Origin of the sequence: Nocardia nova NBRC 15556 (assembly GCF_001613005.1) — a bacterium.
Classification (GTDB): Bacteria; Actinomycetota; Actinomycetes; order Mycobacteriales; family Mycobacteriaceae; genus Nocardia; species Nocardia nova.
In genome coordinates this window covers 103640-125684 of sequence record NZ_BDBN01000021.1, presented here as the reverse complement: position 1 = coordinate 125684, position 22045 = coordinate 103640, and the positions used below count along the sequence as shown (strand labels likewise).

At 67.3% G+C, this 22045-nt stretch carries 21 protein-coding genes; 15 read left to right on the top strand and 6 right to left on the bottom strand.

Annotated elements, in window-relative coordinates:
- Positions 1–112: 112 nt before the first annotated feature.
- Together NN2_RS09425 and NN2_RS38045 are read right to left on the bottom strand one after the other, a co-directional pair.
- Positions 113–1225, bottom strand: coding sequence for a site-specific integrase (locus tag NN2_RS09425; RefSeq protein ID WP_063012261.1), 1113 nt, complete (start codon positions 1223–1225; stop codon positions 113–115).
- Between the two features lie 237 nt (positions 1226–1462).
- Positions 1463–2038 (bottom strand): helix-turn-helix domain-containing protein, encoded by a 576-nt coding sequence (locus NN2_RS38045; protein WP_174554955.1) that lies wholly within the window; start codon positions 2036–2038, stop codon positions 1463–1465.
- A gap of 141 nt (positions 2039–2179) precedes the next feature.
- Between NN2_RS38045 and NN2_RS09415 the strand changes: the two genes are divergently transcribed.
- The 11 genes from NN2_RS09415 (at position 2180) to NN2_RS09365 (ending at position 12472) form a co-directional block, all read left to right on the top strand.
- Positions 2180–2383 carry a helix-turn-helix domain-containing protein gene (locus NN2_RS09415; protein WP_063012257.1) on the top strand — a complete coding sequence of 68 codons (204 nt, stop codon included), beginning with the start codon at positions 2180–2182 and terminating at the stop codon, positions 2381–2383.
- A 289-nt stretch (positions 2384–2672) separates the two neighbouring features.
- The gene (locus tag NN2_RS09410) at positions 2673–3059 is read left to right on the top strand and encodes a hypothetical protein (RefSeq protein WP_156511285.1); all 387 of its coding nucleotides are present in this window, start codon (positions 2673–2675) and stop codon (positions 3057–3059) included.
- Positions 3056–3457, top strand: coding sequence for a hypothetical protein (locus tag NN2_RS09405; protein WP_063012253.1), 402 nt, complete (start codon positions 3056–3058; stop codon positions 3455–3457). Before NN2_RS09410 ends, NN2_RS09405 begins: the two co-directional genes overlap by 4 nt.
- 529 nt (positions 3458–3986) lie before the next feature.
- Complete coding sequence (locus tag NN2_RS36175) at positions 3987–4991, top strand: AAA family ATPase (RefSeq protein WP_218022014.1); 1005 nt, start codon at positions 3987–3989, stop codon at positions 4989–4991.
- A complete protein-coding gene (locus NN2_RS09395; protein ID WP_156511284.1) occupies positions 4988–5362 on the top strand; it encodes a hypothetical protein in 375 nt (124 codons plus the stop codon). Before NN2_RS36175 ends, NN2_RS09395 begins: the two co-directional genes overlap by 4 nt.
- 116 nt (positions 5363–5478) lie before the next feature.
- Positions 5479–5652 carry a hypothetical protein gene (locus NN2_RS09390; RefSeq protein ID WP_156511283.1) on the top strand — a complete coding sequence of 58 codons (174 nt, stop codon included), beginning with the start codon at positions 5479–5481 and terminating at the stop codon, positions 5650–5652.
- A complete protein-coding gene (locus NN2_RS38145) occupies positions 5652–10391 on the top strand; it encodes a transglycosylase SLT domain-containing protein (RefSeq protein WP_063012245.1) in 4740 nt (1579 codons plus the stop codon). The genes NN2_RS09390 and NN2_RS38145 overlap by 1 nt, the downstream gene beginning before the upstream one ends.
- A 120-nt stretch (positions 10392–10511) precedes the next feature.
- Positions 10512–10727: a hypothetical protein gene (locus tag NN2_RS09380; protein WP_063012243.1), complete on the top strand. Its 216-nt coding sequence runs from the start codon at positions 10512–10514 to the stop codon at positions 10725–10727.
- A 20-nt stretch (positions 10728–10747) separates the two neighbouring features.
- Positions 10748–11515 (top strand): hypothetical protein, encoded by a 768-nt coding sequence (locus NN2_RS09375; protein ID WP_063012241.1) that lies wholly within the window; start codon positions 10748–10750, stop codon positions 11513–11515.
- Positions 11516–11629: 114 nt separating this feature from the next.
- Positions 11630–11962 carry an HNH endonuclease gene (locus NN2_RS09370; RefSeq protein ID WP_063012239.1) on the top strand — a complete coding sequence of 111 codons (333 nt, stop codon included), beginning with the start codon at positions 11630–11632 and terminating at the stop codon, positions 11960–11962.
- A 180-nt stretch (positions 11963–12142) separates the two neighbouring features.
- Positions 12143–12472: a hypothetical protein gene (locus tag NN2_RS09365; protein WP_063012237.1), complete on the top strand. Its 330-nt coding sequence runs from the start codon at positions 12143–12145 to the stop codon at positions 12470–12472.
- Between the two features lie 3 nt (positions 12473–12475).
- Here NN2_RS09365 and NN2_RS09360 read toward each other — a convergent pair whose 3' ends face one another.
- From NN2_RS09360 to NN2_RS09355, 3 genes are read right to left on the bottom strand one after another with little or no spacing between them, the layout of a single operon-like run.
- The gene (locus NN2_RS09360; protein ID WP_245658630.1) at positions 12476–12775 is read right to left on the bottom strand and encodes a hypothetical protein; all 300 of its coding nucleotides are present in this window, start codon (positions 12773–12775) and stop codon (positions 12476–12478) included.
- A complete protein-coding gene (locus NN2_RS38920; protein ID WP_281208253.1) occupies positions 12772–12903 on the bottom strand; it encodes a hypothetical protein in 132 nt (43 codons plus the stop codon). Before NN2_RS38920 ends, NN2_RS09360 begins: the two co-directional genes overlap by 4 nt.
- Positions 12893–13123: a MarR family transcriptional regulator gene (locus NN2_RS09355; protein WP_063012235.1), complete on the bottom strand. Its 231-nt coding sequence runs from the start codon at positions 13121–13123 to the stop codon at positions 12893–12895. The genes NN2_RS38920 and NN2_RS09355 overlap by 11 nt, the downstream gene beginning before the upstream one ends.
- A 187-nt stretch (positions 13124–13310) precedes the next feature.
- On the opposite strand from NN2_RS09355, the gene NN2_RS09350 reads away from it, so the two are divergent.
- The 4 genes from NN2_RS09350 (at position 13311) to NN2_RS09335 (ending at position 19729) form a co-directional block, all read left to right on the top strand.
- Positions 13311–14570 (top strand): helix-turn-helix domain-containing protein, encoded by a 1260-nt coding sequence (locus tag NN2_RS09350; protein WP_156511282.1) that lies wholly within the window; start codon positions 13311–13313, stop codon positions 14568–14570.
- 366 nt (positions 14571–14936) lie between these two features.
- Positions 14937–17522, top strand: coding sequence for an alpha-glucan family phosphorylase (glgP, locus tag NN2_RS09345; RefSeq protein WP_063012231.1), 2586 nt, complete (start codon positions 14937–14939; stop codon positions 17520–17522).
- A 137-nt stretch (positions 17523–17659) separates the two neighbouring features.
- A complete protein-coding gene (locus NN2_RS09340; RefSeq protein ID WP_063012229.1) occupies positions 17660–19024 on the top strand; it encodes an NCS2 family permease in 1365 nt (454 codons plus the stop codon).
- A 174-nt stretch (positions 19025–19198) separates the two neighbouring features.
- A complete protein-coding gene (locus NN2_RS09335) occupies positions 19199–19729 on the top strand; it encodes a DoxX family protein (protein WP_082856848.1) in 531 nt (176 codons plus the stop codon).
- A 175-nt stretch (positions 19730–19904) separates the two neighbouring features.
- Here NN2_RS09335 and NN2_RS09330 read toward each other — a convergent pair whose 3' ends face one another.
- Positions 19905–22025 carry an ATP-dependent DNA helicase gene (locus tag NN2_RS09330; protein ID WP_063012227.1) on the bottom strand — a complete coding sequence of 707 codons (2121 nt, stop codon included), beginning with the start codon at positions 22023–22025 and terminating at the stop codon, positions 19905–19907.
- Positions 22026–22045: the final 20 nt, after the last annotated feature.

The following is a 22045-nucleotide window of genomic DNA, read 5'->3' as shown; positions in this document are numbered from 1 at the left end:
ATGCAGCGCCCACCCTCGCCCGTAATGGGCCCTCAGCACCGCATACGGTTCCCTGAATCGGGGCCGGATTCGAGCCCGTGACGCTTTTGTGAACGTTTTCCCCGCGTAGCTGTCACAGAGCGTCGGCGAAGTCGACCACAACGGCCGTGCTGCGGCCCGGCACGTAGTGCTGTGTGGTCACCGGAGAGTTCTTCTCATGGCCCAGGATGAGCCGCGCCGCATCGATGCCGTGAGCCTCCGCGACGCGCGTTGCCCGGGTGCTGCGGAGTGTGCGCGGCGTCGACCACTCGAGCTCTGTGCCCTTCACGATTCGGCGCCACACCTTCGAAATCTGGTCGGCGCTGAGGACGTGACCTGACTGGCCGGGAATGACGAGCGTCTGCCCCGGCGTGGCCGCGAGCTTGCGCCGCCTCAGCATCGCGAGCGTGTCCGGCCGCACCTTTACCGTCTTCTCCATCGATTCGAATGTCTTCGTGAACGGCTGGCGGAACACCACCGACAGCACGCGATCCGCGGGCATCGTCCGCCAGCCATCCGGCGCGACGATTTCCAGATCCGACAACCGGTAGTCGGTGACTACCTTCCGGATCTGCGACACCCGCAATTCGGTGTCGACCACCGTCGCTGCCAGCGTGACCGTGCCCGCCTCGAAGTCGACGCCATCGGTCCATCGCACTGCCACGCCTTCGCCGGGCCGGGCCGCCACGTCGTAGGCAAGGCGGGTGTAGTCCTGAAACTTCGGGTCGCGGTGGTACCGCCGGCACTTATCCGGCGCGAAGTAGGCGGCCTCAAGCGACCAATACAGCGCCATCTCATCGGGCGTGAACGGCTGCGGTTCATCGGCGAAGTACGGATTGGCAATTGCCTTGCGCCGGTGCATCTTCGGCGCGTTCTCACCCCGCAGACCCTTCACGTTTGCAACAGGGTTGAAGTCCAACAGGCCATCGCTGACGATCATGTCGAAAGCCATGCTCAGTATCGACTTGTGCAACGCTTGCTTCGTCGTCGCCCAGTTCAGGCGCTCGAGGTGCAGGCGGATATGCAGCGGCTTCACTTCGGCGGCCTTCATACGTCCCAGGTCGCTGCCGACGATCGTTACCTTGTCCCGCTTCGCGCCCGGCCCGGTCGAACGGTCAATCTCACGCCGATAGGTACGCGAGTTCTGCGGCCGCTTCTTCGGATTCTTCTCATAGGACTTGATCCACTCCGAAACCAGTTCCGCCACAGTGATATCCGCCGAATACAAGCCAGCCGCCGCAGCCCGTGGCCGCCACTGCGCCACTCGAGCTTTCAGGGCGTCCTTGGCCTGCCGCTTCGTGACGCCCGACGCCCACGCCCGCGAGGGTGGGCCGACCGGTTCGCCTATGAGGCAAGAGATTTGGAAGCATTGACGCTCTTCGTTCCATCTCGGCTCGCTGAAATCGCCAGCCTCACCGGGTGCAAGCCGTCTACGCGCCATGGTTCACCCCTGACCCTCTTCGGTGTCGTCATCGACATACCGAATCATCCCGGTCTGAAAGTCGATCGAGGCAACTTGGCGGGGTGTCAGATTCTGCACGATGTCGACGTACTTCCAATACGGCATCGCTATCGCTCGAAACTTGACCCGCGCAACGAACCCATCATCTCTCGCCGTGCCGCCGGGGTGATCGGTCGTCTCGGCGCCGCTTCGCTGGGGCGGGGAAATCGGCTCCTCCGCCTGTAGCCAATGCCAAAGTTCTTCGGCAGTCGCTCGGTGCGGGAAACCTGTTGCGACAACACGAGTTTCGGCTGAACTGTTCTGATCGTTCGGCATCAAGAGTGTTATCGGCGAGACCTCTAGGGCCGCTGCCAGCGCCATCAGGTCGTCTGAATCGACGCGCCGTTCACCCTTCTCGATCCGAGACAGCCCCAACGTTGGGATAGGACGCCCTAGGTCCTGAAGCCGGCGAGACAGTTCGGTGTAGCCGAGTCGGAGACGTTCGCGGTGTGCCTTGATGTTCTCTCTCACGGTCTCGCCGGTCGGGCCGAGGGGATTCTTCTTCTCGGTGGGCGACATCGCCGCAGCCTATCAAGTGGAGTCCCACTACATCATGTTGATTCCTGGCATGTCCTGTTGACTCCCGCCCCGTTGCAATGGATCATTCCGTCTCGCGGGCAATCGTCATGATGCTCGGGCGATCATTTTGATAGGAGAGAGATGGATCAGGATCTTGCTTTGCCCCAAGAGGTCGCGGCGGTGCTGCGCACCACGACGAAGCGGCTAGCAACGGACCGCTACAAGGGGACCGGAATTCCATTCGTGAAGCACGGTCAGCGAGTGCTGTACCGCTGGAAGGACGTTCACGCGTGGATCGAGCAAAACACGGTGCAGAGCACGGGTAGCCCGGCCGGAACGGCCTAGTGCACACGCCCCGTGCGGCGGAAAAGAAGACGGCCCGGCGGCTGTGTCAGCAGCGCACCGGGCCAGCGAAAGCAACATCCCCAGCAGTCTCGATCTACCTCAGATAGGAGATGGCTCCACCGTGAGCGTAACAACTACTCCAAGACCGCAGCCAGCGGTTCGTTATGACGGGCCCATTTGCGTCGATTGCGGCAACCGTCGCGGCCCGTGGGCCCCGACCGCCGAACGTGACGACAGTGGCGCCCAGGTGCTCCGTTGCGCGGACGGCGTTGGTTGCCGGGACCGCGACGTGATCGCAGAACAGGAGGCCCGCCGCCGCGCACAGATGGACATCGACGCGGCTCGGGCCGAGTATCCCGACTGCGAGATATGTGCTCAAGGTTTCGATGGGCCCGAACTGTCCCACCGGCACATCGGCCCGGTAGCCGTCAGCGTGTATGCCGGTGGCCGGATTTTCGTTGGCACCGAAGAGATTTCGGTGTCCGATGCAACCAGGTTGGCCGGTTGGCTGGATGCGGTCGCCGCGAACTGGCGTGCGGTTACGGCGGCGCTGTCGATGGCCGAACACGTTGCGCTGGTTTGCGACGAGTGCGGCGGTTCGATGGGGACGGTCCGGGCACCCGCCCCGACGATGCCGTTGCGGTGCTCCGACTGCCGGAAGGGGCGTCGCCCGTGACGAATCACAGTATGTCGCCGCGGTCGACGGCGGTCGCGGTCCGGGGTTCGGATGCGGGCCTTGGCCGGATTCTGGCGCGCGCGGTCGCCGCGCGCGGCGGCGCGGCGCCGGACCGGCGCCGTGAGCGTCGGCAGGCTTCGCGGGCACTCGATGACCTGCTTGGCGCGCCCGTGGTCGATCGCGGGCGAATCTACTTCGCCGGTGAGTATCACCCGATTGCGGCACAGCAGGCGATGAACAGCAGCGCGTTTCGTCACGCCGCCTTCAGGTACGCGGCGGGCATCTTGGCGGCCGTGCTCGGCGGCGCGGCCGAGACAGAGATTTGGGCAGCAATCCAACGCGGGGGCACACAATTGCGCGCTTCGGCGCCCTACATCGAGGAGGGCGATATTGGATGAGTTGTCCGGCGGCCTGGCGGAGCTAGGCCGCGCCGGTTTCGGCGATCAGAACAACCCCGGGGGCGCGGCCGCGATGGCCGCGCCCCCGGGCGCGTCAGCACCGGCCCCCAGTTCGCATGTGCGCCCGAGAATCAGTTCGCCCAGAGACGTTCTGGCGGTGAGCGCGCGGCACCTCAGCCGCGACAGTGAGCACGCCGAGGCCCTGCCGCCGCCGACAGCACACTGTGCCCAAGACAGGACGTTCAATCGCAACTGTCGCGCCTGCTGGGACGAATACGACGCTCAGTTGGCGGCGCGGGGTGAGGACCACTCTCAGGACCATTTTGGCGTTAGTGGTCCTGGTCCTGGCCCTATAGGGGGAGAGGACCAGGACCATCGGTCCCAAAATGGCGCTCACCTGGCCGAACGTTCTCCGAGTGCGGTCCTGGGCCCAGAATCCTCCGAGGACCACTCTCCTGAGTGGTCCGGGACCACTCAGGACCATTCGCAGGACCACTCGAATCGAGTGGACTTCGGCCGATATTTTGACGTGGCCGCACTGCTCGAGGGCGGCTTGCCGGAACCGCCGGCACCGGCCTACGGAACACGCGACGACGGACACGCGCTGTTCTATGCCGATGAAGTCAACACCTTGTTCGGTGACCCGGAATCCGGGAAGACCTGGCTTGCGCTCGCGGCGGCGCGGGAGGCATTGAGCGCGCTCGGTACCGATCGCGTGCTGATCGTGGACCTTGACTACAACGGGCCCGGGCCGACCGTCTCGAGGCTGCTTGCGCTCGGGGTAGACCCTGCGGTGCTGGCTGACCGTGAGCGCTTTCTGTACGTCGAACCCGAGGACCGGCTACACATGCTCGCTGTCGTCGCCGACATGAGACTTTGGCAGCCGAATGTAGCCGTGGTCGATTCGCTCGGCGAGCTGTTGCCCATGTTCGGCTCGTCGTCGAACTCTGCTGACGACTACACGGCGGCACATCGCGCGGTACTCAAACCGCTGTCGAAAACCGGTGCGGCGGTGCTTGTAATCGACCATCTCGCCAAGGGAGAGCAATCGCGCACGCTCGGCCCGAGCGGCACAACCGCCAAGCGGCGCGCCATCGGCGGTGTGTCGCTCAGGGTCACGGTCAAGGATGCGTTCGCGCCCGGTAGGGGCGGCGCAGCATGGCTCCAGGTGAATAAGGACCGTCACGGCGGACTGAAGCAACACTGCCCGACTGGTGGAAAGGAACCATCGGCCGGATTGTTTCGCCTCGTGCCGCGCGAAACCGACGACGGCAGAGCAATTCTCGACGCGGTGATTTCCGCACCGGGAGAAGATGACCAGCCGCCGCCCACTAGTTTCGCCATCGGCGGAAGCGATGCTGCGCGACAAAAGGCGGAGGTGAAACTAGCGGCCGACGTAGCGCAGTTGGAAGCCCTCGACCAAGAACCGAAGTCTAAGCGGGATGTACAAGTGCGGCTCAAATGGGGAAGTGATCGGGCGCAGAATGCACTGAATGCATGGCGCGAGGCGAAGAGTGGGGAGCAGTGGGCATGATCCTCACTGCCGAAGAAGTTGCGGCCGTGCGGTTTCTGGTGGCGGATTTCGTACAGCGCCGGAACGCGCGAGGCGACCGCATACCGCCGCCGGTCGCGGGCCTGTATCGCCACCTCCAGCGCGACGCGGCGGATGCCGACCCCGGCGAGTGCTGGCCGGATTCGGATTTGATCGGTGCGCAGGAAGCCGCGCGGCTCGTGCGTCTTTCGCTGCGTCAATTGCAGCGTCGCGCGCCGGAATTCGGCGGTGTGCGGATCGATGGCCGTGGCTCGTGGGTATTCTCACGCGCCGCTCTCGAGCGAGCCTGTCAGATGTCGCATTCACGTCGTCTTTCTGGACGAGTCGGAAAATCCGGTCATAACCTCGAATAGGGTTACGCAGGGATTAAGGATCTGCCGAGGCCGGGACCCCGCGCATTCGTTTTGGCGAGTGCGCGGGGTTCTCTCGTATCTGGAGGATTTTGGACGGAGGCGTCGCAATGTTCGGAATGACCACAGCGTCGGTGCCCGCGGCGCCGACCGAGTTTCTGATCGATGGTGTGATCAGTTTCCTTGCGGCGTTGTCTCCGCGTGATTTCGCGTTGATCGTGGCGCAGGCGCGGCCGCCGCTCGATCCTGATCCGGGCGGCGCGGCGGCACTCGATCCGGGACAGGCCGCCTGATGCCGCAGTACGACGCCGGTACAGCGGCGATCCGAGTCCGGCCCTCGTTCAAGAACTTCGTCAACGACGCGAAGGCCGAGCTGGCGGCGATGGGCCTCGACGCCGGGGTTCGGCTCAAGGCCGACACCGACGAGGCCCGCGCCGATGTCGAAGGGTTCCGGGCGACCGCGGCCGAAGACGTGACGGTCAATGTCGATGCCGACACCGCGGCCGCGCGCGCGGATGTGGACGCGTTTCGCGCCGAGCAGGAACGCAACCCGCTGTCGCTGCGCGCCGAGGTCGACAAGCGTTCGACCGGTTCGGCGCGGGCGCAATTCGGCGCGATCGTGGGCGAGCTGGAAAAGGCCGGCACTCTGAATCTGAAGGTCGCGGGCGTGCTCGGTGCGGGTGCGGCGGTGGCCGATCTGCTGGCTATCGCGTCCGCGGCCGGGCAAGCCTCACGCGCGGTCGCGCTGATCCCAGCTGTCGGATTCGCTGGCCTCGCCGGAATCGGTTCCGCCGCAGTCGGTTTCAAGGGCATTCCCGATGCGTTCAAGGAAGCGGCGAAGCAGTCGGCGAACGCGACCGACAACGCCGAGCGGCAGCGTGAAGCGGTCACCGGCGTATCCGAAGCTCAGTACCGGGTGTCGCAGGCCCAGCAGAATGCGGCGGATTCCGGGCGCGCGTATCTGCGCACGGAGCAGGACCTTTCGACCGCCTACCGGGATGCGTCGCGGTCGCTGCGCGACATGAACGATCAGTTGACCGATCAGAAGTTCGCGACCGAGGATGCCTCGATCGGTGTCGAAGAGGCCGCGAAGCGGTTGCAGCAGGTGCAGTTCGATCCGACCGCCGATAGCACCACCCGCCGCCGCGCCCAGCTGACCTACGACGAGGCCGTGCAGCGGCTCAAGGAACAGCAGACCAAGACCCAGGACCTGGCCCAGGACACCGCCGAAGCGAACGCGAAGGGTGTCGAAGGCAGCAAGCAAGTGGTCGACGCCAAGGACCGCGTGGCGGCGGCCGCCAAGGCGCAAGCCTCCGCCGAGCACGAAGTGGTTTCCGCAACTGAAGGTTTGGCGAAGGCACAAGCGGAGCTGACGAAGACGGCCGGGGGCGGCAGCGGCCTGGCCGACGCGATGGCCAAGCTGTCGCCGAACGCGCGCGAACTGGTCACCGATATCCGCGGGATCGGTCCGGCGTGGACCGACGCCCGCAAGGCCGGACAGGACGCGCTCACGGCCGGACTCGGCGCCGATATCCAGAACCTTGCCGGGGTGCAGCTGCCGAACGCACGCGCCGGCATCGTGGGAATCAACACCGCGATCAACGGCGGCCTACGCGCGTCGCTGGCCGAGCTGTCGACCACGCAAGCCCGTCTCGACTTCAAGACGACACTGGACAACACCGCGCGAGGGTTCGCCGGGGCGTCGGCGGCCGCGGGCCCGTTCACCGAAGCCATGCGCACACTCGTCACGGTCGGCAGCGCATCACTGCCCGGAATGGGCGCCGGGGTCGATCAGCTCGCGATCCGGTTCGACAAGCTGATTCAGCGCACCGCGGCCGATGGGTCGCTGAAAGCGTGGATCGATTCCAGCGCAACATCATTGGGTGAGCTCGCTCACATCACGGGCAATGTGGGCTCCGCGTTCGCCTCGATCCTGCGCGCCGCGGGCGACGGCAGCCAGTCGTTGCGGTCCCTCGATGAGCTGACCGCGCATATGGCCGAGTTCCTGAAGTCGGCGCACGGTCAGCAAGAGTTGGGGAAGTTCTTCGCCGAGTTGCGCCAGGACGGCGCGAACCTGGTGCCGCTCCTGCAACAGCTGCCGGGGCTACTCGGTGGCGTGATGGACGGATTCCGCACGTGGTCGGCGATCGCGACACCGTTCCTGCAAGTCGCTGCGTCGCTACTGGCCGAGCACCCGCAATTGGTCGAAGCCGCGGTTGTGGCCTATCTCGGATTCAAGACCGTGAAACCCATCATCGACGGCGCAAGCCTGGCCATCGATCAGCTTGCCGCGAAGGCCGGCGGGGCGGCCGCCGAAGCGGGAGGCGTCGGCAAGTTCAAAGCCGCCGGTCAAGGACTGCTGAACGTGCTGGGTAGCCCGTGGGCGATCGGGCTAGCGGCCGCCGGTACCGCGGTGCTGTCGTTCGAGGACACCGCACGCAAGGGCGCCGACGCCGTGCAGCGATTCCACTCCCAGGCCGAAGCGGCAGTGACCTCGAGCCAAGCGCTACAGCGGGCGTTGCAGTCCTCCGGCGGCAAGCTGAACGATTCGGTGATCGACGCCGAAGCGCAATCGGTGCGGTCGCTGCGAGACAACCTCGAGGCGAACGCGAAAGACATTCCGGGACTTCAGGACAAGATCAATGCGGGCGCGGCCGGGATCGCCAATTCGCTGTTCGGTGTCGGCGGCGGTGTGCTCGACAACACCGAGTTGCGGGATTCGATCGGCCAGAACAGCAAAGCCATGCAGGACGCTTTCAACTCTCTTGGCCTGTCGAATCAGCAACTCGCACAGAAGATCACGGGCAGCAAACCCGATTTCGACGACATGATTACCCGGCTCAGGGACATGGGCGACGGCGGCAAGGACGCCGCGACCAAGTTGCAGACATTGCGCGACGAGTGGGCGTTAGACGCCACCGCGGCCGGGCAGATGTCGAAGGCCTTCGAAGACCTGAACGACCGCGGCCGCGACGCCGCGGCCTCCATCGATGAAGTCACGTCCGCGATGAAACGCGGATACGACAACACGATGTCGCTCGAGGACGCCAACGAGAAGCTGAACAAGACGTTCGGCGACATGGGTTCATCGGCACAGCAGGCGTCGGGCGCGATCGTTGCCGCGGACGGCACGATTGACACCACCACGACGAGCGGGCAACGGTTGCGGGATCTGCTGCGCGGTGAGCTGAAACCGGCGTGGGACCAGGTGACCGCGGCCGCCTACGCGGACGCGATCCAGCACGGGCAGACCGCGGACCAGGCCGAGGCCGCGGCCCGGCGGGCATCGGACGCCACGTATCAATCAGCGCTGAAATCCATTGAGGCAATGGGCTATTCGGCGCAACAGGCGGACTCTTTGCTGAAGCATTACGAACCGCTCGCGGGCGATTTCAACGCCAACTTCCACGCGAACACCGACGAAGCGGTCGGCGCGGTCGACAAGCTCCAGAAGCGGCTAGACGATCTGCTGAAGACCGAGGGCAGCATTCCGGGATTCCTTCAGCTTCAGGTGGCGCCGTTCGGATTCGACAACAAGTACCACCCCCAGGTGCCGACCCAGCAGGGCCCGCAACCGTCCGGGCCAGCTACCCCGGACAAATTTCTCCCCTTGCTGACGGGCAACGCGACCGGCGGCAAGCTGCCGACCCGTGGGCCGGGCACCGAACGCCGTGACGGATTCCTGGCCGTGAACGCCTCGGGCGCGCCGGTGGCGCGCGTCGATGGCGGGGAATGGGTGATCAACCGGCACAGCTCCGCGAAGTACGACCGGGAGCTGTCCGCGATCAACGACGGCAGCTTTCCCCACATCCGCGGCTACGCCGAGGGCGGCCAGCTCTACCCGCAAGCACCGCTGCCGGGCCGGCTATCCGATGACGAGATCCGGCGCATCCAGAATCAGGCCGCGGTGGACGCCGCCAACAGCGAACGCAACCGCATCTACGCCGATCCGGCCGCCACACCGCAGGACCGGCGCGCCGCCGACCTGAAGTATCAGCAGGCACAGAACACGCTTGAGAGCGGCAACAAGCAAGACAAGTCGGCGATCAGCCTTCAGGGCATCTTCGGCAAGGCCGGGGGCATCCTGGCCACCGGTCTGCTGTCCGCGTTCGGGCTCGAGAACTCGATCCTCAGCGACAACAACGTGTACAACAAGGACTTCAACACCGTCGTGGACTTCTACAGCGGCAAGGGGTCCGGCGCGGCCGCGGGCGGCACCTACGCCTACACGCCGCAGAACTTGCCCAGTGCCGCACCGACTCTCACGCCACCGCCCAGCGACACGGACCCGGCCAGCGGCTTCAAGGGCAGCGCTCCCACGGGCGCCTATCCGTCGTCTCCGGCCGACACTGCCGGCGCCGGGTACAACCCCAGCGCGGGCGTCGAACAGTGGCGGCCGATGGCGATCCGCGCACTGGAAAAAGAGGGCTTCGACACCGGCCAAGTGGACATCATGCTGGCGCAGATCCAGAGCGAGTCCGGCGGCAATCCGTCCATCGTGCAGCAGGTGCACGACGTGAACTCCGGCGGCAATGAAGCGGTCGGCATCTTGCAGGTCACGCCCGGCACGTTCGCGGCCTACCGTGACCCCGCACTGCCCAACGATCGCACCGACGCCTACGCGAATATGGTTGCGGCCCTTCGCTATTACCGCGCCCGGTACGGAATGGACCTGAGCACGATGTGGGGGCAGGGCCACGGCTACGCGCGGGGCGGATGGGCGTTCGGTCCCGGCGGCTCGGAAGCCGACGGATTCCTTGCCCCGCTGTCCAATGGCGAATTCGTCGTGAACGCCGCGGCCGCGGCCGCCAACGCGCCCTTGCTGGAAGCGGTGAATTCGTCGCACTGGTCACCGGGCCGCATCAACCCGGCCGCATTCGCTCCCAGCGCGCCGGGCAGTGCGAGCAGCGCAGGAAACGACTACTCGATCCACCTGCACGAGCCGCGCGTTGCCGACGTCTCCGACCTGATGGACGTGGCCGAACGCGCCAACCAGAAACGGGCAATCGGCCTCATGGCCGCCTTGCCATAACCACCGGAAAGGACTCGCGCCCATGACCAACACCAGCGACCCGGTAGCCAATATGGCTGCTGCCCTCGCCTACTACCGCAGCCGGTACGACCTGGCGCCGTGGCAGGAAGGCAGGCCCAGATGAGCGAGCACACCATTCCCGAACCGCTACGCGCGACACCGACCGGGCCGCCACCGGCGGCCGCCCCGTCCAGCCTGGTCGACCCGTCGCCGGACTTCCGGCGGGCGGAACGCATGTCGCAGATAACCCACCGCGCGGACCTGGCGAACATGACGCCCGCGGAAATCGTCCAAGCACACGCTGACGGCAATTTGGACTACTTGCTGGGCAAGTAGCCGAGCAGAAAGGCGAATCGATGAGCATCACGTACAACGATGGCCCGAACCTCTATCCGTCCGCGGATGCGCCGCTGACGGTCGACCGACCGGCGCCGCCGCCCGACATTCCGGCGAGCCGTATCCCGTTCAGCCATGCGCCCACCGTCGACGGCAGCGCGTCCGCGATCGGGCAAGCACAGGAAGCGCTCGAGAAGGTCACCGCGCAGTTCGAGAAGTACATCGGCGCCATCGATCCGACGCCGTACTCGCCCGATGGGCTGCGCAAGGAAATCGCACGGTTCAGCGAGACCGACGCCGGGCGCGCGATCGACGCCGCGGTGACGCTCGCGAACAACCGCTACACCGCCGCCGAAAGCAACGTGGACGCAGTACTGGCCGCCCTCTCGCCGGACGGCGACACCGCCGCCGAGCTCCGCGCGACGCGCTATTGGGACCGGACGCGGCGCATCCTCGACAACACCCGAGACGATGCCCTCCCGGGCAAGGCTGACGAGCTGATCACAGCGGCGCGCGGCCCGGAACTCGGCACCCTCCTTCAAGAACTTGTGCCCTACATCCAGTCCCGCAAGATAGCCGGAGAGGTCTCGGTGATGGCGTCGCTCTACGCGAAGTCCCCGGAGTATCGGACCGCGCGCGAACAGCTGAAGCGCGCCGGGCAGGCCCGCTCGATCATCGAGCAGAACGCGAACCTACTGCGCGAGCGCATCCGCAATACCCACGCGCCAGCGGGCTACCGGCGACCCTTCGCGGTCGACGCCCGCGGTTACGACCCCGACAACCGGTAGGCAGGCGTGCCGAGGGCGCCGCGGAAGTGCCCGCGCGATGGGTGCGAGAACCGCATCACGCGCGGGCCCTACTGTCCTGAGCACACCGTTGCGTGGGCTGGCGCAAGCAAGTGGGTGGAGCCTCCCGGCTGGCGCACGGTGCGCCGGGAGGTCCTCGACCGTGACCGGTGCGTGTGCTGGATCTGCGGCGGCCGCGCCGCCGATACCGTCGACCACCTCACACCGAAATCCGCCGGCGGAAGCGACGACCCCGCGAACCTGGCCGCGATCCATGACCGCACCTGGCCGCACTGCCACCGCAAGAAGACGATCCTCGACCGCACCGCGATGGCCCAGCAGTGGAGCCCGGCCCGGTACCGGGAGGCGATCGAGAAATTGCGGTCTGACCAGCGAGAATGCCTCGCCCGGGGTACGGGGGACCCCCTACCCCGGCCCGCCCCTCCATAGATGAAATGCTGCACATTCCGCGCCGTACGGTTCCCCAGATTCCCGGAAACGCGCAGCTCAGCCGCGCCGGTGCGGCGGCCCCGGGCCCGCCGCACCGCGCGGCCGCCAACCGGCCGCCGACGAAACCGCTGGCAGCGCCCGAATAACGTCACACCTTCGGCGAGTGGAGGACTCACCACCGTGACCGACCCGAGCAAGCGCGCCGACCGGCCGCGGCTGCGAGGTATCCGCGGCGGCCTGGCCGAGGAGATGACACGACGCCTCGAGCGGGTGACCGCGTCCAGCGCGGCGGCCGCGGCCGGAGGCGTCACCACCGACGACTACGCCCGCGAGATAGCCGAACTCGAGGCCCGCCTGTCCGCCCTGCGCGCCGGGGACGATATCGCCGTGGCGCGGTGGGAGCTGCCGCGCGACCTCCGGTACATCGTCGGCGGCCGCGCGTTCGTCCTGCGCGGTGACAAGCTCACACCCGCCGAACCACAGCCGCGGCCGGGCCCGGCGGCAAGCTGACGCTCAGCTACGGCTGTTCTCCGGCCAGCGAGCGAACGACAACCGCGGCGTGACGGTCTCCACATCCGCGATGCACATCACGGCGTGCAGCGTCAGAATGCCGATGTGGTCGGTAGACGGCGTGATCAACGCTTCGGCGTCGGCCGCGCGCACCTGATCGGCCAGGGGTATGCGGCTGGTCTCCGGCGGCCACACCAGCGAGTAGCCGAGATGCCGCGCGAGTCGGCGAACCTGCGCCATGTCCCAATCGATCGCGGGCGACTCCGGATGCACCCAGCCGAGCGCGACCGGCCGCGCCTTCACCGGCGGTCCTCACGGTCAGCGCGCGGCCGCCGCCGCCCCTCTCGGCGCTGCGGCAGCCAGCCACAGGCGAGCGTGATGCCCACCAGGCCCAGCGCCAGCAGGAACAGCAGCCAGTCACTACCCGACACAGCGCGCCCCCTCCGCCAGCTCCGCGCGGCCGCGGGGCGCGATCGACCACGCATGTCTGTAGACCTGCCAGACAAGGCCGCGCGCCGATAGCCGGCCTACCGCGCGCCGCGCCGCCCAACGGGTCAGATGAGCTTGCGCGGTGATCTGGCGGGCGGTCAGCATTCCGCCGGGCGCCAACACTTCGAGTACCGCCGATTCCGCAACTGTTCGCGATCGCATCGGGTCCCCTTGCCGGTCGGTGAATTCGGCTCAAGGCCCCGGCGCCGGGACTGCTTGGCGCGCGGTACGACCGACGCCGGGACCGCACTCAGCGTCACGCCCGACGCGGGAAACTTTGTCCCGCAGCGGGACACAACGGGACAACCGGCTATCGGCTGCCTGTCCCAACTGGGACGCTGCCGTTATCGTGGAGCTTTGGCGCCGGTGCGAGGGAAATCCCATGACTGAGAATCCGCAGGAACAAGACAGCTATGTCGGACAGCAGGTGCGTGTGATTCGCGCTCGCCGCGGAATGACCCAGCAGGTACTTGCCGATCGCGTCGGCGTATCTCGGGGCGCGATCGCCAAATACGAAAATGGCGAGCGCCCAATAGATTCCCGCACAACCCTATTGGCGCTCGCGCGAGCACTCGGCGTCACTATCGGCGACCTCACCGGGCACCCGGAACAAGAAAAACTCGACCCGGTAACCGCCGGATTCCATATGTTCGTCCCCGAAATCGAGACGGCCCTATGGACACACGGCAACATCACCGACGAGCGCGCGCCCCGGAATCTAGACGCCTTGACGGCGGCTACCCGCGAAGCGAACCGGCTCCGCGCCGACTGCGAGTACGTCACACTCGGCCCGATGCTGGCGCCCCTGCTGATCGACGGATACCGCCTGATTCGCGACCTGCCCGACGATGCGCGGGCATGGGATGTGTTCGGCAACATCGCCTACGGCGTCGCGAGCGCGCTCAAGGCCCGCGGCTATCCCGCGCTCGCATGGACCGCGGCCGCCGAAGCGCGCCGCGCCGCCGAGCACACCGGCAGCCCCGCGGCCGCGGCCGGATCCGCTTTCTACCGCTCACAGATTCTGCTCACCCGGCCCGGCGCACTGGCATCCGCACTCGCCGAAGCCGAAGGCACCGCCGACCAGCTCGCCGCCGACGTGCGCACCATTGGGGACGTCGAAGTAACCGGGATGCTCCGATTGCAAGCGTCGTTGGTCACCGCGGCCATGGGAGGCGACCCGGAACCGCACCTAGCCGAGGCCGCCGACCAAGCCACCCGGCTAGCCGAGGCCGCGCCGAGCACATCCCTCGCGCGCAACGACTCGTTCCGGCCACCGAACATCACGCTATGGCGCATGTCGGCAGCGCTGGAACGCCGCGAGCCCGGCCAAGCGCTGGCGCTCGCGCCCACCCTGCGCCCCGACGATCTGCCGAACAAGAACCGCCACGCCCAATACTTCGTCGAAATCGGCCGCGCGCACGCGATGCAGCGCAACTACCGCGACTCTCTGTACGCGCTTCTGAGGGCCGAACACACCGCCCCCCAGCACGTACGCAACATGACCCACGTTCGCGAACTGGTGGGCCACATGATGCGCACAGCGCGCCGCGACCTCACCACCGGAGAACTTGGCCGGCTCGCGCAACGCGTCGGCGTCGTACCCACATAGCCCCGAACCGATAACCTGACACCGCGCCCCAAGCGCGGGCGGCGCACAGAGCCCGCCGGTCGAGCCGATCGCTCCCGGCGGGCTCTCGCATTCCACGACCACGGAGCCACGAGGCAAGGCGACGAAGTCGCCGCGGCAGCCCCTTCTTTTCGACGCCCGGAGTTAGCTGGGTGATCACGTCCGCGGTGCAACGTGACGTTTTTCGTGACGCAATTGGGTGCGATCGGATGCGATCGAACGGGAACGGACAAGAATTTGATCATGCGACCAAGACCGCCGGTCGGGCGGTCCCGTCCTGTTCGGTGAGGCTATCGAGGTCTCGACCGATCCCGTTGGATCACACCCGGTCTGTGTAGGGTCTAACCCGTGAAGGCATTGCGTCGTTTCACCGTCCGTGCCCATCTGCCACAGCGGTTGGCCGCCCTCGGTGAGCTGGCCGCCAATCTGCGGTGGTCGTGGCACGGGCCTACTCAGGATGTGTTCGCGCAGCTGGATCCCGAGTTGTGGGCGCGGGTCGGCCGCGATCCGGTGCGGATGCTCGGCGAGGTGGACGCGGAGCGGCTCGACGAGTGGGCCGCGGACCCCGATTATCAGGCGGCCGTCGACGCCGCCGAGGCCGACCTGCGGGACTATCTGACCAGACCCAGCTGGTTCGCCGAGCATAACGCCGCACAACCGCAAACCCCGGCGCCGCGCGGTATCGCCTACTTCTCCATGGAATTCGGTGTGACCGAGGTGCTGCCGAATTACTCGGGCGGGCTGGGAATTCTGGCCGGTGACCATCTCAAGGCGGCCTCGGATCTGGGCTTGCCGCTGATCGGCGTCGGCCTGCTGTATCGGTCGGGCTATTTCCGGCAGTCGCTCACCGCCGACGGCTGGCAGGCCGAGCGCTATCCCGACCTCGATCCGCAAGGTCTGCCGCTGCGACTGCTGGCCGAGGAGGGCGCCCCGGTGCTCGTCCACGTGCCCATGCCCGAGAGCCGGGTGCTGCGCGCCCGGGTGTGGATCGCGCAGGTGGGGCGAATTCCGTTGCTGCTGCTCGATTCCGATATCAGCGACAACGATCCGGAACTGCGGGCGGTGACCGATCGGCTCTACGGTGGCGATCAGGACCACCGCATCAAACAGGAGATTCTGGCCGGCATCGGCGGCGTGCGCGCGATCCGCGCCTATACCCGGGCTCGCGGTCTGCCGGATCCGGACGTGTGGCATATGAACGAGGGCCACGCGGGATTTCTCGGGATCGAGCGGATCCGCGAATATATGTCGGGCGGAATGGATTTCGACTCCGCGCTCGCCGCGGTGCGGGCCGCGACCGTCTTCACCACGCATACTCCGGTGCCCGCCGGTATCGACCGGTTCGCCGCCGGGCTGGTCCGCCGCTACTTCGGCGGCGCCCACGGGGAACGGGAATCGCCACTGCTGCCGGGAATTTCGGTGGACCGGATCCTGGCGCTGGGACGTGAGGCCGATCCTTCGGTGTTCAACATGGCCCACCTCGGTTTGCGACTCGCCCAGCGCGCCAACGGTGTTTCGCGCTTGCACGGCGAGGTCAGCCGCGACATGTTCGCGCCGCTGTGGCCCGGATTCGACGCGGCCGAGGTGCCGATCGGTTCGGTGACCAACGGGGTGCACGCCCCGACCTGGGCGGCTCGCGAATGGATAGCCAAGGCGCGCGATCTCGTCGGGCCGGAGCTCGTGGCCGAGGCGCGCGGCTGGGAACAGCTGCGGTCGGTGGATCTGCGCGAGCTGTGGGAGACCCGGGCGGCGCTGCGTGCGGTGCTGGTCGCCGAGGTGCGTCGCCGGCTGCGGGATTCCTGGCTCGAACGCGGCGCGGCCCCGGCCGAATTGGGCTGGGTGGACGAGGTTTTCGATTCCGGGGTGCTGACCGTCGGATTCGCCCGGCGCGTGCCCACCTACAAGCGGCTCACGCTGATGCTGCGCGATCCGGACCGGCTGCGCGCGCTGTTGCTCGATCCGGAGCGGCCGCTGCAACTGGTGGTCGCGGGTAAGAGCCATCCCGCCGACGACGGGGGTAAGGCACTGATCCAGCAGGTGGTGCGGTTCGCCGACGATCCGGCGGTGCGGCACCGCATCGTGTTCCTGCCCGACTACGACATGTCGATGGCCCGCTACCTCTACTGGGGTTGCGATGTGTGGTTGAACAATCCGCTGCGTCCGCTGGAAGCCTGTGGGACCTCCGGGATGAAGGCCGCACTCAACGGCGGCCTCAATCTCTCCATCCGCGACGGCTGGTGGGACGAAATGTACGACGGCGACAACGGCTGGGCCATCCCGACCGCCGACGGCGTCCGCGACGAACATCGGCGCGACGATCTGGAGGCGTCCGCGCTGTACGAGATGCTGCAGCGCTCGGTGCTGCCGCGGTTCTACGAGCGCGACGACTCCGGCCTGCCGGTGCGCTGGATGGAAATGGTGCGCCACACGCTGCGCACCCTCGGCCCGAAGGTGCTCGCCTCGCGCATGGTCCGCGACTACACCACCGGCTACTACCTTCCGGCCGCCGCGTCGTACGCCGCGGTCGCGGCCGACGACTTCGCCGGGGCGCGGGAGCTGGCCGACTACCGCCGCCGCCTCGAGGGGGCGTGGTCGCAGGTGAAGGTCCTGCAGGTCGACAGCTCCGGCCTGCCCGATATTCCGGTGATCGGTGCGGAACTGTCGCTGCGGGCCCGCATCGATCTCGCCGGGCTGTCCGTCGGCGACGTGGTGGTGCAGGCGGTATTGGGCCGGGTCGGTTCCGACGACGAGCTGACCGATACCGAGGTCGTCGACATGGACCACATCGCCACGGATGCCGGCACCGAGCAGTTCGCGGTCACCACGCCGGTGCCGCATTCGGGTGCCGTCGGGTATACCGTCCGCGTGCTGCCCAGACACCGTTTGCTGTCGGGCCCGGCGGAACTCGGATTGGTCGCCGCGGCGCGGCCGTAGAACGTCTGGTCAGCGCGGATATCGGGGAACGTGATTTGCCGCATGTTCGCCGATCTGAATGGCATCGACCGGTCCGGGACCGATACGGTGCCCTCGGCACAGTCCGATAGGTCCGGGGCGAGGGTGGAGAGCAGTACATGAGCAGTGTCGACGTCCTGTCACGGTCCAAGGGACGCCTCGATTCCTACTTCGGAATCGCGAGGCTCGGATCGACCATGAAGCGCGAGCTCATGGCCGGCACCGTCACCTTCCTGGCGATGTCCTATGTGCTCGCGGTCAACCCGGCGGTTCTCGGCGACCACGGTCAACTCGGATCGCGCGGCATTCCGACCCAGGCGGTGTTCACCGCCACCGCGGTGGCCGCGGTGGTGGGCACGCTGGTGATGGGGGTGTGGGCGCGCTATCCGATCGCGCTGGCGCCCGGGATGGGGCTCAACGCCTTCTTCGCGTATTCGGTCGTGCTGGGGATGGGGATCGACTGGCAGGTTGCGCTGTCGGGCACGCTGCTGTCGGGCATCATCTTCTTCATCCTCGCTGTGACCAAGATCCGCGAGAAGATCATCGACGCGATTCCGCTGCAGCTGAAACTTGCCGTCGGCGCGGGGATCGGCATGTTCGTCGCGTTCCTCGGCTTCAAGAACGCCGGGATCGTGGTCTCGGATCCGGCGACCTTCGTACACCTGGGTGATTTCACCAAGGGGACCACGCTGCTGGCCCTGTTCGGACTGCTGGTGACGGTGGTCTTCCTGGTGCTGGGCTGGCACGGCGCGGTGCTGTACGGCATCGTCTGCACGACGGTCGTCGGCATCGTCAGCGGGCTGGTGCATCTGCCGCATCAGGTGGTGGCGCTGCCGCACGGGCTGGACCAGACCTTCGGCCAGGCCATCGTGAATCTGCCGCACGCCTTCACCGGCCAGATGGCGATCGTCGTGCTGACCATGCTGTTCGTCGACTTCTTCGACGCCTCGGGCACGCTGATCGGAATCGCCAACCAGGCCGGGCTGCTCGGGCCCGACGGGAAACTGCCGCGCGCCGCGCAGGCGCTGGCCGCCGATTCGATCGGTACCGCCGCGGGTGCGATCATCGGCACCTCGACGACCACCGCCTATGTCGAATCCACGGCCGGCGTCAGTGCGGGCGGGCGTACCGGGCTCACCGCGGTGTCGACCGCGGGGTGGTTCCTGGCCGCCATGTTCTTCTTCCCGATCTTCGCGGTGGTGGCCGACGTTCCCGCCGTGACGGCGCCGGCGCTGATCGTGGTGGGTGTGCTGATGTCGCGCGCGCTCGGCGACATCGATTGGAGCAAGCTCGAATTCGCGATTCCGGCGTTCATCACCGTGATCATGATGCCGCTGACCTACTCGATCGCCAACGGAATCGCGATGGGGCTGACCTTCTATCCCGTCGTCATGGTCGCGCGGCGGCGCGGGCGGGAGGTGCACCCGGTCATGTGGGTGCTGATGGCGGTCTTCCTCGCGTACTTCTTCTTCCTCGCCGAGTAGACCGCTCGGCGGCCGCCGATGAGTTCGGCGGGGATTCCTCGTCCTATAAGCAAGCCGGACGGAACGAACCGCACGGAACAACTCCGTGAACCGGGTTCGGTTGGTGACCGTGTTATCAATCGGACCGCAGTCCGTTTTGCTTTCGCCAACTAACGAGATGAGGACTCCGCGATCATGACCGCCAACACCGAAACCCGGACCGCCCGCTCGCTGGAATTCCGGACGGTCGCCGATCCCGTCGCCGCCGATATCGGCCTCCTACTGCTGCGGCTGGTCTTCGGCGGACTGCTGTTCGTGCACGGCACCCAGAAACTCTTCGGCTGGTTCAACGGTTACGGCCTGTCCGCGACCGCCGACGGATTCCAGCAGATGGGTTACGACCCCGGGAAATTCTTCGCCACCCTGGCCGGGCTGTGTGAGGCCGTCGGCGGCGGACTGCTGTTCCTCGGGCTGGTGACGCCCCTGGCGGCCGCGATCGTGCTCGGCACCATGATCAATGCGATGCATGTGACCTGGCCGCACGGGCTCGCCGGATACGAATCCGCCCTGTTGTTCGCGGTGGTCGCGGTGGCACTGGGCTTCACCGGCCCGGGCCGGTTCTCGGTCGACCACGGGCGGCCGTGGCAGCGGCACGGCATCGTCTGGGGAGTCGGCGCGGTCGTGATCGGTGTGGTGGCCGCGGTGATCACCTTGTTGGTGAAGTAGTTTCGCGAGCCGGGCGATATGAGTGTCCCCACGTCGCGTGCAGGGTTCGCGACGCGGGGACCTCGGATACTCCGATGTGGGAATTGGGGGTGCATCGGAAGTATCGCCCGCCAACTTACTTCCGGATAGAAGTAGGTTCCCAGCCAATGTGGGTGGTGTCACATAACGGTTCGGTTCACTTTTCGGCGGCGGTGGTCAGATCGGCGGCCGTGGCGGTCAGCCGCCGCAGCGCCTTGGTGACGACTTCGGGATCGGAGGTCTCCCAGTACGGCGGCAACGAGGCGCGCAGATATCCGCCGTACCGGGCGGTCACCAGCCGGGAATCCAGAATCGCCACCACGCCGCGATCGTGCACGCTGCGCAGCAGCCGTCCGGTGCCCTGAGCCAGCAGCAGGGCGGCGTGGTTGGCCGCGATGGTCAGGAAGCCGTTGCCGCCGCGCGCCTGGACGGCCTGCTGCCGGGCGACCAGCAGTGGATCGTCGGGCCGGGGAAAGGGAATCCGGTCGAGAATGACCAGGCTCAGCGACGGTCCCGGAACGTCCACGCCCTGCCACAGCGAGAGCGTGCCGAACAGCGAGGTCGCGGGATCGTCGGCGAAGCGGCCGACCAGCGTGCCGGTGGCGTCCTCGCCCTGGCACAGGATCGGCGTGTCCAGGCGTTCGCGCAGGATCTCGCTGGCGGCCTTGGCGGCCCGCATCGAGGAGAACAGCCCCAGCGTGCGCCCGCCGGCCGCCTCGATCAGCCGCTCGATCTCGTCCAGATAGGACGGGGCCAGGCCGTCGCGGCCGGGGGCCGGGAGATGTTTGGCGACGTAGAGGATGCCGGATTTGGCGTGATCGAAGGGTGAGCCCACATCCAGCGAATTCCAGCGCATGGCCGACGTGTCGGCGGGCGCTTCGGCCCCGTTGGCCATGGCCGGGTCGATGCGGCGGATGCCCTTGTCCGCGCGGTCGGCGCCCGGGACGTCGGTTCCGGCGCGATCGGGTGTCTGCGGGGGCAGGCCCCAGGTGACGGCCAATCCGTCGAAGGATCCGCCGACCTGCAGCGTGGCCGAGGTGAGAATGACCGTCGCGGTGCCGAACAACCGGCTGCGCAGCAACCCGCCCACGGAGAGCGGGGCCATGTGCAGCGTGCGCCGGGCGACGCCGCGCACCTCGTCCACCGCCAGCCACAGCACATCGCGGCGGGCCGCGGGATCGGGTTCCTCGAACGCCGTCAGCGCGCGCACGGCCGTATCGTGCACCTCCTCGACCGCGGCCACCGCCATGTTGCGGGCCGCGGCGGCCTCCGGATCGCCTTGTGGCGCACCGGAACCGGGAGGTGCGAGGGCGGTGCGGACGGTCCAAGCGGCGTCGCGCAGCAGCGCCAGAACCTGATCGCCGCCGGCGGGTAACTCGTCCCAGCGGCCCGCCGGCAGATCCTCGAGCAATTCGTGCCAAGCCTCCGCCGCACCCTCGAGCCGGTCGAGATCGCCCTCGTCGACGAGTTTGGTGCAGCGCTTGGCCGCCGCGGTGATGGTGGCGGTGGACAGTTCCGCGGTCGCCACGCCGGTGACCCGGTCCACCAGTTCGTGCGCCTCGTCGATGACGACCACATCGTGTTCGGGCAGCACCTGGATGCCGCTGATGGCATCGATGGCCAGCAACGCGTGGTTGGTGACCACCACATCGGCTTGTCCTGATTCCGCGCGAGCGCGTTCGGCGAAGCAGTCGGTGCCGAAGGGACAGCGCGATTTGCCCAGGCATTCCCGCGCCGACACGCTGACCTGGCGCCATGCCCGGTCGCTGACGCCGGGGACCAGTTCGTCCCGGTCGCCGGTCTCGGTATCGGAGGCCCACTCGTTGAGTCGCTGCACCTCGCGCCCGAGCCGGGAGATCGCGAAGGCGTCGAACAGTTCGGTCTCCGGTGGTTCGTCCGGGATCGCGCTGTTGATCTTGTGCAGGCACAGATAGTTGTTGCGGCCCTTGAGGATCGCGAACCGGGCGTGCCGGCCCAGTGGTTTCTCCAGCGCCTGCGCCAACCGGGGCAGATCGCGGTCGACCAGCTGCCGCTGCAGCGCGATGGTGGCCGTCGACACCACGACCGTGCGTCCGCTCTGCACCGCGTGCCGCAGGCTCGGCACCAGATACGCCAGCGACTTACCGGTGCCGGTTCCGGCCTGGACGGCCAGGTGCTCCTTGGTGTCGATGGAGTGCGCGACCGCGGCCGACATCGTCTGCTGACCGGTACGCGCCGTACCGCCGAGTGCTTCCACGGCGGTCGCCAGCAGGGTCGGTACGGGCGGGAGTTCGGGCACCCAGGAAGACTAGCGCCCCC

Coding starts and splice junctions, on each gene's coding strand:
- NN2_RS38045 (WP_174554955.1), bottom strand. CDS start 2,038: ATGTCGCCCACCGAGAAGAAGAATCCCCTCGGCCCGACCGGCGAGACC.
- NN2_RS09415 (WP_063012257.1), top strand. CDS start 2,180: ATGGATCAGGATCTTGCTTTGCCCCAAGAGGTCGCGGCGGTGCTGCGC.
- NN2_RS09395 (WP_156511284.1), top strand. CDS start 4,988: ATGATCCTCACTGCCGAAGAAGTTGCGGCCGTGCGGTTTCTGGTGGCG.
- NN2_RS09390 (WP_156511283.1), top strand. CDS start 5,479: ATGACCACAGCGTCGGTGCCCGCGGCGCCGACCGAGTTTCTGATCGAT.
- NN2_RS38145 (WP_063012245.1), top strand. CDS start 5,652: ATGCCGCAGTACGACGCCGGTACAGCGGCGATCCGAGTCCGGCCCTCG.
- NN2_RS09380 (WP_063012243.1), top strand. CDS start 10,512: ATGAGCGAGCACACCATTCCCGAACCGCTACGCGCGACACCGACCGGG.
- NN2_RS09375 (WP_063012241.1), top strand. CDS start 10,748: ATGAGCATCACGTACAACGATGGCCCGAACCTCTATCCGTCCGCGGAT.
- NN2_RS09355 (WP_063012235.1), bottom strand. CDS start 13,123: ATGCGATCGCGAACAGTTGCGGAATCGGCGGTACTCGAAGTGTTGGCG.
- NN2_RS09340 (WP_063012229.1), top strand. CDS start 17,660: ATGAGCAGTGTCGACGTCCTGTCACGGTCCAAGGGACGCCTCGATTCC.
- NN2_RS09335 (WP_082856848.1), top strand. CDS start 19,199: ATGACCGCCAACACCGAAACCCGGACCGCCCGCTCGCTGGAATTCCGG.